Source organism: Pseudarthrobacter sp. MEB009, from assembly GCF_030208875.1.
Lineage (GTDB): Bacteria > Actinomycetota > Actinomycetes > Actinomycetales > Micrococcaceae > Arthrobacter.
The window spans coordinates 37,001-49,469 of record NZ_JARVTC010000018.1 but is presented as its reverse complement, the minus strand read 5'-3'; the positions used below and the strand labels follow the sequence as shown (position 1 = coordinate 49,469).

Here is a 12,469-nt window from a genome sequence, read left to right as displayed (position 1 = left end):
GGGAATGTGCCGTTACCAGGCCAGGGTCTGGGCCCGGCGCCGGATTTCGGTCTTCCGGCCCTCGCGGAGGGCGTCGATGGGACGCCCGCGCAGTGATTCGTCCGGGGTAAACAGCCAGATGATCAGGTCCTCATCGGAGTACCCTGCGTCGGCCAGGACCACGATGGTCCCCTTGAGGCTGTCCACCACCAGGCCGTCCTGGATAAAAGCCGCGGGGACCGAGCGGATGCGCCGCGCACCGACCCTGAGCGCGGCCAGGGACCGTTCATCGAGCAGGCTGTGGACCCTGGTGATGGAAATATCCAGCAACTGGGCGACGTCGGGCAGGGGCAACCATTCGCCCACAAGGTTTTCTACATTACTCACTGACCAAGATTGCCATGCCGCGTACCGTGCCGCCTAGTCGGAACCGCCGCCGCTGCCCCGGCCCGCGGACACACCAGGAATTTCCGCGTTACGGCAATTACCGGAATTCTTGTGCTAATCCCGGATTCATGAGAGATTCACACTGATCACACTGGTAACAGCAATAACTTGACTAACATTAGTATCAAATATGACAACGGCCTCCCCACCGTTGAAAGCCGTTATGACCCCCCGCAGTGAGAAGAGGATCCATTCCATGACGACGTTCCGTCCGCGCAAGCACTCCACCAGGCCGAGTCTGCCGATGATTGCCGCCACCACCGCGGCACTGCCCGCGGTTGTTTTGTCGTCCCTTGCACTCGCGCAGCCGGCGGCCGCCGAGCAGCCTGCCCGCGCCATCCCCGCCACCCTCGCAGCGGCGCTGAAGGCCCAGGCCGCACAGGTGGCAACAATCATCCCCGCCGCCGCCGTGCCTGCCGCTATTCCTGCCCTGCGCCCCGCCGCGCCGGCAGTACCCGCCGAGTACACCATTGCGCGTGGCGACACCATCAGCGCCGTGGCCGGCCGGTACGGCCTGGGCACCAACGAGGTGCTGGCCCTGAACAACCTGCAGGCCAACACGATCATCTACCCCGGCCAGAAGATCAAGCTCCCCGGCTCCGCGAAACCGGCCACCCCGGCCGCAGCCCCGGCTGCGCCGGCAGCCGCGCCGTCCACCGGAGCCACGTACACGGTCAAGCCCGGCGATACGCTCGGCGCCATCGCTGCCCGGCACAACGTGAGCCTGTCCAACGTGTTCAGCTGGAACAACCTGGGCATGAATTCGATCATCTACCCGGGCCAGAAGATCAAGGTGGGGGCAGGCGGCGCGCCCGCAGCCGCCCCGGCCCCGGCAGCCCCGCTGGCCAACACGTCCGCCACGTCGCCTGCTTCGGGCCAGTACACCATCAAGGCCGGCGACACGCTCTGGGCCATCGCTTCCCGGAACGGCGTCAGCCTGGCCAGCCTGCTGACCGCAAACCGGTTGAACGCCAGTGCCATCATCTACCCCGGCAGCAAACTGGTCATCCCGAACGGTTCAGCCCCCGCTGCCGCCGCCCCTGCTGCACCTGCGGCTCCGGCTGCGCCCGCCGCGCCGCTGGTCCCCAGCTCGTTCCTGGGCTTCAGCTACCCGGCCGCTGTGGTGAGCTCAGCCAACGAGAACAAGGCACTCCTGAACGCCTCCCCGGTTCCGTCCCGGGCCGAAATGAAGACCATTGTTGCCGACACGGCCCGGAAGATGGGCGTTGAGCCCTCGCTCGCCCTGGCCTTCGCGTTCCAGGAGTCCAGCTTCGACCACCGTTCGGTTTCGCCCGCCAACGCCATCGGCACCATGCAGGTTATTCCGAGTTCCGGCCAGTGGGCGTCCGACCTGGTGGGACGGAAGCTGAACCTGCTTGACCCGTATGACAACGCCACCGCTGGTGTTGCCATCATCAGGCAACTGCTCGCCACCAGCAGGGACCGCGACTCGGCCATCGCCGGCTACTACCAGGGCCAGTATTCCGTCAGCAAGTACGGCATGTACGACGACACCAAGCGTTACGTCGCCAGCATCAAGGCACACCAGCAGAGCTTCGGCTAGGACTGCGGGCCCGGCTGCCGGGCCCGCATCATGCAGTGCGGACAGGGTCCGGACCGGAATGAGCCGGTTCGGGCCCTTTCCGTTGCGGGATTAGGATCGAGGGATGCAGGAACACGTGTCAGACCCCCTCGTCGGAACGCTGGTGGACAACCGCTACGCGGTGCTGTCCAAGCTGGCGCGCGGCGGCATGTCCACTGTTTACCTGGCCATGGACCAGCGCCTGGAGCGCGAAGTGGCCCTGAAGGTGCTGCACCCCTACCTCTCAGCCGACGAAACGTTCCTTGACCGCCTGGGCCGCGAAGCCAAGGCGGCCGCCAGGCTTTCCCACCCCCACGTGGTGGGCGTTTACGACCAGGGCACCGATAACTCCACGGCGTACCTGGTGATGGAATACATCAAGGGCCACACCCTGCGTGACCTCCTCAACAACAAGGGCCCGCTGCCGCCCCGGCTGGCGCTGGCGCTTATTGATCCCGTGGTGGCCGGCCTCGCCGCCGCCCACGCCGCCGGCTTCATCCACCGGGACGTCAAACCGGAAAATGTGCTGATCGCCGACGACGGCAGGATCAAGATCGGCGACTTCGGCCTGGCCAGGGCGGTAACCACCGCCACCAGCACCGGAGCCCTCATCGGAACCGTGGCGTACCTGTCACCCGAACTGGTCCTCACCAAACCCGCCGACGCCCGGAGCGATGTCTACTCGGTGGGCATCATGCTCTACGAGATGCTGACCGGACGGCAGCCGTTCAGCGGCGAGAGCACCATCCAGGTGGCCTACCAGCACGTTCACGCCACGGTGGGACCGCCGTCGGCGGTTGTTCCGGGCCTTGCCGCCGAAGTGGACGAACTGGTGCAATGGTGCACCGCCAACGACCCCGAGAACCGGCCCGTGGACGCCGCCGCCCTCCTCCAGGAGCTGCGCCACATCCGCACCAACCTCACGGACCCGGAGTTGGACCTGCAGCCCCCGGCCCGCGCCGGACACACCGGCATGCCTCCCGTCCCGGTCCAGCACCCCACGGAGCACATCGCGGCGGCCCACAACCCCACAGAGTTCATTCCCGCGGTACAAAACCCCACCGAATTCATTTCCCAAGGCAGCAATCCAACCACCATCATGCCGCCGTCCCGCCCGCCGGGCGGTCCGGGCGGGCAGGATGCGCAGCGGCCCGGATACGCCGCGCAGCCGGCCTCCCAGCCGGCGGCGTGGGCGGCGCCCGGCTCCGGGCATGCCCTGACGCCGCCCGGCGACCGGGACGACAACCGGCAGGCCGGTCCCTGGGAACCGGTCGCACCGCTGCCCGGCAAACGTGAACAGCGCAGGCTGGATAAGGAGTCGGAGAAGGCCCGGGCACGTGCGGCTGCCACCCCCGTGCGGACCCTCCGCGAGGGCAGCCCCCGCCGCCGCGGCGTCCTGTGGGTGGTCATCCTGGTCATCGCGGCGCTGCTGGCCACCGGGGCAGGCTGGTTCTTCGGTATGGGCCCCGGGGCTGCAGCCAGCATTCCTGCGGTGGCCAACAAGACCGTTGCGCAGGCCCAGCAGATCCTGGACCAGGCTGGCTTCCGCGCCACCACCAGCGATGTTTTTGACGACGACGTCCCCAGCGGGCTGGTGGTGGGCAGCGAGCCGGGTGCCGGCGTCGAAATCCGGAAGTTCCAGCCGGTGTCCCTGTTCGTCTCCAAGGGCCCGCAACTGTTTCCGCTGCCGGATTTCGCCGGCGGCACCCTGGACGAGGCCAAATCCGGACTGAACACGGCGGAAATGGCGCTGGGCGCCGTAACCGAGGCTTTTGACGAAAAAGTGCCGGCCGGCGTGGTGATGAGCCAGGACCCTGCGGGGGGAACAGCGGTGCGGCACGGAACGCCAGTGGCATTGACGGTCTCCAAGGGCCCGCAGCCCCTTCCGGTCCCGTCCGTGGTGGGCCAGAAGGAAGACGCTGCCAAGAAGGCCATCGAAGCGGCCGGGCTGAAGGCAGAGGTGGCCGCCGAGGAGGTCTTCGACGCGAAGGTCCCCGAAGGATCAGTGGCGAGCCAGTCCCCCGCGAACGGCACCCTCACCAGGGGCGGCACGGTCACGCTCACGATCTCCAAGGGGCCGCGCATGGTGGACGTGCCAAGCTTCATCGGCAAACAGGCCTCGGACGCACGGGCAGCGCTGGAGAAGCTCGGTTTCGTTGTTAATGAGGACAAAATCCTTGGCGGCTTCTTTGGTACCGTCCGAGCCCAGGATCCGGTGAACACCAAAGCTCCCTTCGGCTCCGTCATTACACTAACCGTGGTCTAGCCGGACCGGACCGTTAACGGAAAATGCCCGCCAGCCAGGGGTTTCCTGGCCGGCGGGCATTTCTTCTGTCAGCCTCTAGTTCTTGGCCAGCGCCCCTGCCACCAGGAACGCCATCTCCAGCGACTGCATGTGGTTCAGGCGCGGGTCGCAGACGGATTCGTAACGGTCCAGGAACGCTTCCTGGTCCACGGGATCGGCGCCGCCCAGGCACTCGGCAACGTCGTCGCCGGTCATTTCGACGTGCAGGCCACCCGGGACGGTGCCCAGGGCCTGGTGCACCTCGAAGAAACCGCGCACCTCGTCGATGACGTCGTCGAAGTTGCGGGTTTTGTAGCCGTTGGGCGAGGTGACGGTGTTGCCGTGCATGGGGTCGGTGACCCACAGGACCTGCGCACCGGAGGCCGTGACCTTCTCCACGACGGCGGGAAGCTTCTCCCGGATGTTGCCGGCGCCCATGCGGGTGATGAAGGTGAGCCGGCCCGGCTCGCGCTCGGGGTCCAGCTTGTCGATGAGGCGCAACGCGTCGTCGCCCGTGGTGGACGGGCCGAGCTTGACGCCGATCGGGTTGCGGACCCGCGAGAGGAAGTCGACGTGCGCGTGGTCCAGTTCCCGGGTCCGCTCACCGATCCACAGGAAGTGGGCGGACGTGTCGTACGGCAGGCCGGTCCGGGAGTCGATGCGGGTCAGCGCCCGCTCGTAGTCCAGCAGGAGGGCTTCGTGGCTGGCGAAGAATTCAACGCGCTTCAGCGCCTCGAAGTCGGCGCCGCAGGAATCCATGAACTTGATGGCCCGGTCAATATCGCGGGCCAGGGACTCGTAGCGGGCGTGGGCCGGGTTTTCGGTGAAGCCCTTGTTCCACTGGTGCACGGAACGGAGGTCGGCGAATCCGCCCTGCGTGAAGGCACGGATCAGGTTCAGGGTCGACGCCGAGGTGTGGTAGGCGCGCAGCATCCGGGCGGCGTCGTGGCCGCGGGATTCGGGGGTGAACTCGTAGCCGTTGACGATGTCGCCGCGGTAGGCCGGGAGCGTCACGCCGTCGCGCGTTTCATCGTTGGAGGAACGCGGCTTCGCGAACTGGCCTGCCATGCGTCCCATCTTGATGACGGGCATGGCGGCACCGTACGTCAGGACCACTGCCATCTGCAGGATCGTTTTGACGCGCGCGCTGATCTTGTCCGCCGTGGCGGCCTCAAAGGTCTCGGCGCAGTCCCCGCCCTGGAGCAGGAAGGCCTTGCCCTGGGCCGCGGCGGCCAGGCGTTCGCGCAGGACATCCACTTCGCCGGCGAAGACCAGCGGCGGAACAACGGAAAGCTCCTGCACAGAGGCTTCGAAAACGTTGCGGTCCTGCCAGCTGGGCTGCTGGGCGATGGGGAGGTCCCGCCAGTGGTCCAGTCCGGGATAGTTGGCTGCACCGCTCTGGGCGGTGCCGGACAGGGAAAAGGCAGGTTTTGCAGATAGCTCAGTCACCCCCTAAGACTAGCGCCAGCCCGGACCGCCGCGACACAGCCGCTGTCACGCGCCCACGCTGCGGCGTCACAACTGCGCTTGGGCCGCTCCGGCAGGGCCGGGCGCGGCGCTATCCGGTGGCGGCAGCCCCGTCGTCGGACTCTTTTTGCCCGTCCACGGTGCCACCTTGAGGCACGGCGTCCGGGGAGCGGTCGACGGCGGCCGGGGCGCCGGCGAGCCGGAGCTTCACCACGGCGGCATATTCGTCCACGTATTCCTGGCCGGACAGGCGCATCAGTTCGAACATGATGGCGTCGGCAACTTTCCGCTGGACGGCGCGGTCCTCGGCCTGGTCCCGGTATTCGCTGAAGTCCAGTGGCTCACCAAAGATCATGCCGATCCGGCGGATGTTGGGCAGCCGCTTTCCGATGGGCTGGACTTTGTCGGTGCCGATCATGGCCACCGGGACCACCGGGACCCCGGCCTCCAGGGCCAGCCTGGCCACCCCCACCTTGCCGCGGTAGAGACGGGAATCGGGGCTGCGGGTCCCTTCCGGGTAGATGCCCAGCAAGCCGCCATGGCCCAACACGTCCATGCCGGCGCCGAGCGATGCAGCAGATGCGGCCCCGCCGGAGCGGTCCATGGGCAACTGGTTGGTCAGCCGGAAAAACAGTGCCGTCAGCCTGCCCTTGACGCCGGTCCCGGTGAAGTACTCCGATTTGGCCAGGAACACCACCGGCCGCCGCACCATCAGGGGCATAAAAATGGAGTCCGAGAATGAAAGGTGGTTGGAGGCGATGATTGCCGCGCCCTCGGCCGGAATGTTGTCCAGTCCCTTGACCCACGGGCGGAAAAGGAGCTTTAGCACCGGACCCAGGAAGATCCTTTTCATGACCCAATAGAACACGTGGTGACCTCTCCGAAGGCGGCCGTCAGGCCCCGCGTCGGGCCTGGTCAGCAATTGACTGCAACCCTACTCTAGTGAGAATTCCCCGGAACAGTGACACGATGGAGCCATGCCCGAAAGCAGCCTTCCAGCCCCTCCTGCGGCCTACAGTTCACCGGGCCATGGGCCCAATGCGCGGATCGGCGTGGCGATCTGCCATGGCTTCACCGGCAGCCCGCTCAGCGTCCTGCCCTGGGCCGAGTACCTGGCGGCGCAGGGTTATGCGGTGACAGTTCCCCTGCTTCCCGGCCACGGCACCTCCTGGCGGGACCTGGCCGGGCGCGGCTGGCGCGAATGGTTCACCAGCTACGAGGCGGCATTCCTGGAACTGCGGGCACGCACGGACACCTGCTACGTGGCGGGGCTGTCGATGGGCGGCGCCATTGCCCTGCTGGCAGCGTCCCGGCACGCGGTGGCCGGCGTGTCCGTGGTCAATCCCGGCCTGACGTTTTACGACCGGCGGGTGCGCGTGATCGGCGTCCTTAAGTACTTCCAGCGGACCACTATTCCCATCCAGGAGGAAATGACCACCGCGCCCCGCACCGAGGACGGCGACTACTCGCGCACCCCGCTGGCAGCCGTCCACGAACTGCGTAAGCTCTTCGCTGCCGCCACCCGGGGCCTGCCCCGGATCACGGCCCCCGTGCAGGTCTTCAAATCCCGGACGGACGTGGTGGTGCCGCCCACCTCGCTGGAACTGCTGAAAAAATGGCTTGGCCCGCGCCTGGTGGCGGTGGTGGACCTTGATAGCAGCGGCCATGTGGCTACGCTTGACGTGGACGCGCCACGAATCTTCTCGGACTCGAGCGCGTTCTTTGACGCCAACGCCCGCGCAAGCACCCTGGAGAGCCCATGACCGGCGGCCCTGACCACAGCCCCTTCAGCAGCACGTTTGGCGAGGGCGGCGCACGCACCGGGGTGGTGCTCTCCCATGGCTTCACCGGCAGTCCGCATGGTCTTCGGGCCTGGGCGGAAGCCTTCGCTGCGGCGGGGTTTGCCGTGCGGATGCCGCTGCTCCCGGGCCACGGCACAAGCTGGCAGGACCTCGCCCGGACCCGGTGGCAGCAGTGGCATAACGCCCTTGATGAGGCCTACCTGGACCTGGACGCCCAGTGCGACCAGGTGTTTGCTGCCGGCCTGAGCATGGGCGGCGCCCTGGCGCTGCGGATCGCGGCCACCCGCCCCGTAGCCGGGGTGGTCCTGGTGAATCCCGGACTGGTGCTGGACGATCCCCGCGCGCCCCTGGCCGGAATCCTGAAGCTGGTGCTCAAGTCGACCCCACCGATTTCCAACGACATCCTCAAGCCCGGCATGGATGAGGGCGCCTACCTCCGCACGCCAGTTGCCGCGGCCCACGAACTGAACAAGATGTTCAAGGACACCGTCCGGTTGCTGCCCCGCGTCACCGCCCCGGTCCAGGTATACCGCTCCACCGTTGACCATGTGGTCTCCGATTCCAGCATCGCTGCGCTCCGCCGCGGCCTGACCCATGCGCCGCTGGAGCTGGTGCGGCTGGAGAACAGCTACCACGTGGCCACCATGGACAACGATGCGGACCGGATCTTCCAGGGCTCCGTGGACTTCATCAACGGCCTGGTTCCGCCGGCTTCCGGCTCCGGCTCCAACTCCGACAACCAGGAGGCCCGGCATGGCCAGGCATGACCCGGGCGCTCCTGACCAGGGCGCCAACCAGGATGATGCCGTGTGGCTGGACCTGGTGGCCCGCCTGCAGGAGGACTCCCCCGCCGCCGGCGCCGCCCCCATGGACGGCGCCACAGACGCCGGCCGGCGCGCTGCCCCGACCTTCCGGGACTTCGATCCGCTGGGCCTCGCCGGTTCCCTCCCTGCCGAACCTGCAGTTGCGGGTGCCAACGACGCCGGCGGCGGATCCTCCGCGCTCCCGGGCCCGCGGGACTACGGGGTGGAGGACGACGACGAGGACGGGTTTGTCCCTGCCGAACCGCCCAGCCTGGCCGGGACGGATCCGCTGACCGTCCTCGCCTGGCTCGGAGCGGTGGGCGGCCCGGTGGCATTGCTTCTCTCCGTGATGTTCTGGCGTTCAGCTCCTGTGCTGGCCATTGTGGGGATTGTTGCCGCGTTTGTCCTGGGCACGGTGTACCTGATCATGAAGCTGCCCTCGGAGAAGGCAGACGGCGACGACGGCGCCCGCGTCTGAGCCGGCCGGCTGCTGATGTGAAGGGCGCCCTCAACACTACTTTTCGGTTCACCTAAATTAAGCTATTCTCGTCGTAGCACCGCCCCCAACGACGAGGACACATCATGGCCGTCACCACCTTGAATAAAAAGCCGGCGACGCCCCGCGCCTGGTCCCGGCTGCTGTTGCTGGGGCCCGCCTTCGTAGCCGCCATTGCCTACGTGGATCCGGGCAACGTTGCCGCCAACCTCACGGCCGGGGCCAACTTCGGTTACCTGCTGGTATGGGTGTTGGTGGCCGCCAATGCCATGGCGGTGCTGATCCAGTACCAGTCAGCCAAGCTGGGGCTTGCGACGGGGCTGAGCCTGCCGGAAATCCTCGGCCGGCGCCTTGGGACGAAGCGGCGCCGCGCCTACTGGGTCCAGGCCGAAATTGTGGCCGGCGCCACCGACATGGCCGAGGTGATTGGCGGTGCCGTGGCCCTGAACCTGCTGTTCGGCCTTCCGCTGCCGGTCGGTGGGGTCATCATCGGTATCGCCTCCATGCTGCTGCTCACCCTGCAGTCCAACCGCAGCCAGCGGTCATTTGAGCTTGCCATCCTGGTTTTGCTTGGTGTCATTGCCGTGGGTTTTGTCTCCGGCCTGTTTGTGAACCCGCCGGACGCGGGGAGCGCCCTGGCCGGCCTGGTCCCCCGGTTTGAAGGAACGGACACCGTATTGCTGGCGGCGAGCATGCTCGGTGCCACCGTGATGCCGCACGCCATTTACCTGCATTCCGCCCTGGCCCGGGACCGGCACGGCTTCTCCCCCGACCCGGCCGTACGCACCCGGCTCATCCGCGCGACACGCTTCGATGTGGCCGGCGCATTGCTGCTGGCCGGCGTGGTCAACATCGCGATGCTGCTGCTGGCGGCGTCCAGCCTGCGCGGGGTGGAGGGCACCGACACCATTGCCGGGGCCCACGCAGCCGTTACGTCGGCGCTGGGCCCGGCCATCGGCGTTGTGTTTGCCATCGGCCTGCTGGCCTCCGGACTGGCCTCAACCTCCGTGGGCTGCTACGCCGGCGCCACCATCATGGGCGGGCTCCTGAAGGTGCGGATCCCGCTGCTGACCCGCCGGGTCATCACGCTCATCCCGGCCCTCATCATCCTGGCGGCGGGCATCGAACCCACCCTTGCCCTGGTGCTCAGCCAGGTGCTGCTCAGCTTCGGCATCCCCTTCGCCCTGATTCCGCTCATCCGGCTGACCGGCAAGCGGGAGATCATGGGCATCCACACCGACTCCATGCCCCTGAAGATCGCAGGCTGGACCAGCGCCACCCTGATTGTGGTCCTGAACTGCGTGCTGATCGTCCTGACGTTCCTCGACCAGGCCTGACCGGAGCCTCACGCCCCGCCGGGGCGCTCCTGGGGTGCGCAGCAGGCGCACCCGGCTGTGGCTGCATCTTCGTTGTCCGCACCGTCGGCATTCTCCGCGACGGCTGCGGGGTCCGCGGCGGTGAAGGAGGGCGCGCAGCACGCATCGCCCTGCCATGCGGCCAAACCTTCCTTGACGGCAATGCCGGCGATCACCAAAGCGGCGATGGGGTCAGCCCAGGACCAGCCCAGCGTTGAATTGAGGACCAAGCCCACCAGCAGGACAGCCGACAGGTAGGTACAAAGCAGGGTCTGCTTTGAATCGGCGACGGCGGACCGGGAACCCAACTCCCGGCCGGCGTGCCGTTGCGCCCAGGACAGGAATGGCATTACGGCCAGGCTGACCGTTGCGAGCACAATGCCCACCGTCGAGTGGTCCGCTTCCCCGGCCCCGGCCAACGCCCTGACGGCATCGATCGAAACAAACAGGGCCAGGCCAAAGAAGGAAAACGCGATCAGGCGCAGCGCAGTCTTCTCCCTGGCCTCCGGGTCACGGCCCGCGAACTGCCAGGCCACGGCAGCGGCGGAGAGCACCTCGACAATGGAGTCCAGGCCAAATCCGATCAGCGCGCTGGAGGATGCCAGGGAACCAGCCGTCAGTGCCACCGCCGCCTCCACCACGTTGTAGCCGATGGTGGCGGCCACAAGGAACCGGATCCGGCGGGACAGGACGGCACGGCGGTCCCGGGTGGGGGCCTGGACTGCGGACGCGGCGGCCATCAGCAGCAGCCGTCCACAGCACCGCTGCCGCAGGCACACCCGGCCTTGGCGACGGCCACCACGCCGAGCAGGGCGGTCAAGGCATCACCCAGCCGGGGGTCGGCAAGTTCGTAACGCATCCGGCGGCCTTCAGGGACCGCGACCACCAGCCCGCAGCCGCGCAGGCAGGCCAGGTGGTTCGACAGGCTCTGCTTACTGACGCCTGCGGCCAACGCCAGGTCGCCCGGGTATGCCGGGGCTTCGCGCAGCGCCAGCAGCACCTGGGCCCTGGTGGCGTCCGAGAGGGCATAGCCAAATCGGGCCAGGACGGACGTGGCAGCTAAAGTCTCCATGCGGCAATGGTACATCCATCGATGTACCGAACTGAGCCAGCGCCTGGTCCGGCTAGCTGCGGACGCGGCTGCTTACCCTGGACAGGTCAGCGGCACCGATCAGACCGGCCTTGGGCCCCAGCGCCGCCAGCTCGATGCCTGCCACGGGCCGGAAACCCCGGCCCGTCAGGTTGCGGGCAAAAGCCTTACGGGCCGGTTCCACCAGGAGGTCCCCGGCCGAACACAGCCCGCCACCAATCACAAAGAGGCCTGGATCCAGGGCTGCGGCGAGGTTGGCCAGGCCCAGGCCCAGCCACTCCCCCACTTCCTCCAGCAGTTCGCGGGAGGCGGAGTCGCCGGCGAGCGCCAGCTCCGTCACCACCGCCCCGGTGATGGCGTCCGCATGTCCGCCCACCGCCGTCAGCAGGTCCTGCGCCATGGGCGAGTTGGCGCTGGCCAGCAGCCGGGCTTCCCGGCCCAGGGCGTTGCCGGAGGCGTACTGCTCCCAGCAGCCCCGGTTGCCGCATTCACAGCGGTGCCCGCCGGGCATAATGACCTGGTGGCCGAATTCGCCGGCCACCCCGAAGCGTCCCCGCTCCACCCTGCCGTCCATCACCATGGCCCCGCCGATTCCGGTGCCCAGCGTGATGCAGACCAGCCGGTCCTCGCCCTGGCCGGCGCCAAAGCGCCATTCGGCCCAGGCAGCGGCATCGGCGTCGTTCGCCAGCAGCACGGGGCGGCGGAGCAGGCGCTGGAGGTTGGCGCGCAGGGGCTCGTTGCGCCAGGCGAGGTGCGGACTGAACAGCACCGTGCCGCCGTCAAGGTCCATCCAGCCGGCAGCGCCGATGCCCACGGACCAGATCCGGTGGCCCTGCCCAAGTTCCGCCACGAGTTCCACAATGACGCGTTCCACGGCCCGCGGATCGTTGCCGGGCGTTGACCGCCGGGCTTCCCGAAGGATCCTGCCTTCGGCGTCCACCACGCCTGCGGCGACCTTGGTGCCGCCGATGTCGATCCCGATGGCCAGGCCCTTCCGGCCCAGCCTCAGGTGCTCGCGGAAGCCTTCACCGTGCCGGGCCCTGGCGCGGTAGGCGGCGGGCCTGCGCCGCCACGGGGCGGACCTTCTCGGGGAGCCGGCCTGTTCGCCGGGGGGTGGTGCGTACATAGTCCACCATTCTAGGTCTGCACCGGGACCGGGCAGCG

Annotated in this window: 12 protein-coding genes; 6 read left to right on the top strand and 6 right to left on the bottom strand. The window is 67.9% G+C overall.

All coding sequences use genetic code 11. From position 1 onward, the window contains the following. Positions 1–12: 12 nt before the first annotated feature. A complete protein-coding gene (locus QRN07_RS18055; RefSeq protein WP_050684137.1) occupies positions 13–366 on the bottom strand; it encodes an Rv2175c family DNA-binding protein in 354 nt (117 codons plus the stop codon). A 256-nt stretch (positions 367–622) separates the two neighbouring features. Here QRN07_RS18055 and QRN07_RS18050 point away from each other — a divergent pair, with 256 nt between their 5' ends. Together QRN07_RS18050 and QRN07_RS18045 are read left to right on the top strand one after the other, a co-directional pair. Continuing rightward, on the top strand, positions 623–1,990 hold the full coding sequence (locus QRN07_RS18050) for a lytic transglycosylase domain-containing protein (RefSeq protein WP_050684136.1): 1,368 nt from the start codon (positions 623–625) through the stop codon (positions 1,988–1,990). 103 nt (positions 1,991–2,093) lie between these two features. Beyond that, positions 2,094–4,274: a Stk1 family PASTA domain-containing Ser/Thr kinase gene (locus tag QRN07_RS18045; RefSeq protein WP_285241815.1), complete on the top strand. Its 2,181-nt coding sequence runs from the start codon at positions 2,094–2,096 to the stop codon at positions 4,272–4,274. 75 nt (positions 4,275–4,349) lie between these two features. On the opposite strand, the gene QRN07_RS18040 is transcribed toward QRN07_RS18045, so the two are convergent. Then, positions 4,350–5,741, bottom strand: a complete 1,392-nt coding sequence (locus QRN07_RS18040) for a class II 3-deoxy-7-phosphoheptulonate synthase (protein ID WP_056598746.1) — start codon at positions 5,739–5,741, stop codon at positions 4,350–4,352. Positions 5,742–5,850: 109 nt separating this feature from the next. Further along, the gene (locus tag QRN07_RS18035; RefSeq protein ID WP_056598743.1) at positions 5,851–6,627 is read right to left on the bottom strand and encodes a lysophospholipid acyltransferase family protein; all 777 of its coding nucleotides are present in this window, start codon (positions 6,625–6,627) and stop codon (positions 5,851–5,853) included. A gap of 109 nt (positions 6,628–6,736) precedes the next feature. Between QRN07_RS18035 and QRN07_RS18030 the strand changes: the two genes are divergently transcribed. The 4 genes from QRN07_RS18030 (at position 6,737) to QRN07_RS18015 (ending at position 10,197) form a co-directional block, all read left to right on the top strand. Continuing rightward, positions 6,737–7,522, top strand: a complete 786-nt coding sequence (locus QRN07_RS18030; protein ID WP_285241814.1) for an alpha/beta hydrolase — start codon at positions 6,737–6,739, stop codon at positions 7,520–7,522. Continuing rightward, positions 7,519–8,328: an alpha/beta hydrolase gene (locus QRN07_RS18025; RefSeq protein ID WP_285241813.1), complete on the top strand. Its 810-nt coding sequence runs from the start codon at positions 7,519–7,521 to the stop codon at positions 8,326–8,328. Before QRN07_RS18030 ends, QRN07_RS18025 begins: the two co-directional genes overlap by 4 nt. Beyond that, entirely contained in the window at positions 8,315–8,842 is a 528-nt protein-coding gene (locus tag QRN07_RS18020) for a hypothetical protein (protein WP_056598734.1), read from the top strand. The genes QRN07_RS18025 and QRN07_RS18020 overlap by 14 nt, the downstream gene beginning before the upstream one ends. A 104-nt stretch (positions 8,843–8,946) precedes the next feature. Next, entirely contained in the window at positions 8,947–10,197 is a 1,251-nt protein-coding gene (locus tag QRN07_RS18015) for an Nramp family divalent metal transporter (RefSeq protein WP_050684129.1), read from the top strand. Between the two features lie 8 nt (positions 10,198–10,205). On the opposite strand, the gene QRN07_RS18010 is transcribed toward QRN07_RS18015, so the two are convergent. The 3 genes from QRN07_RS18010 to QRN07_RS18000 are packed head-to-tail and all read right to left on the bottom strand — an operon-like array spanning position 10,206 to position 12,431. Further along, positions 10,206–10,955 carry a cation diffusion facilitator family transporter gene (locus QRN07_RS18010; protein WP_285241812.1) on the bottom strand — a complete coding sequence of 250 codons (750 nt, stop codon included), beginning with the start codon at positions 10,953–10,955 and terminating at the stop codon, positions 10,206–10,208. Then, entirely contained in the window at positions 10,955–11,287 is a 333-nt protein-coding gene (locus QRN07_RS18005) for an ArsR/SmtB family transcription factor (protein ID WP_050684127.1), read from the bottom strand. The genes QRN07_RS18010 and QRN07_RS18005 overlap by 1 nt, the downstream gene beginning before the upstream one ends. A gap of 52 nt (positions 11,288–11,339) precedes the next feature. Further along, positions 11,340–12,431 (bottom strand): ROK family glucokinase, encoded by a 1,092-nt coding sequence (locus QRN07_RS18000; protein ID WP_285241811.1) that lies wholly within the window; start codon positions 12,429–12,431, stop codon positions 11,340–11,342. Between the last annotated feature and the right edge of the window lie 38 nt (positions 12,432–12,469).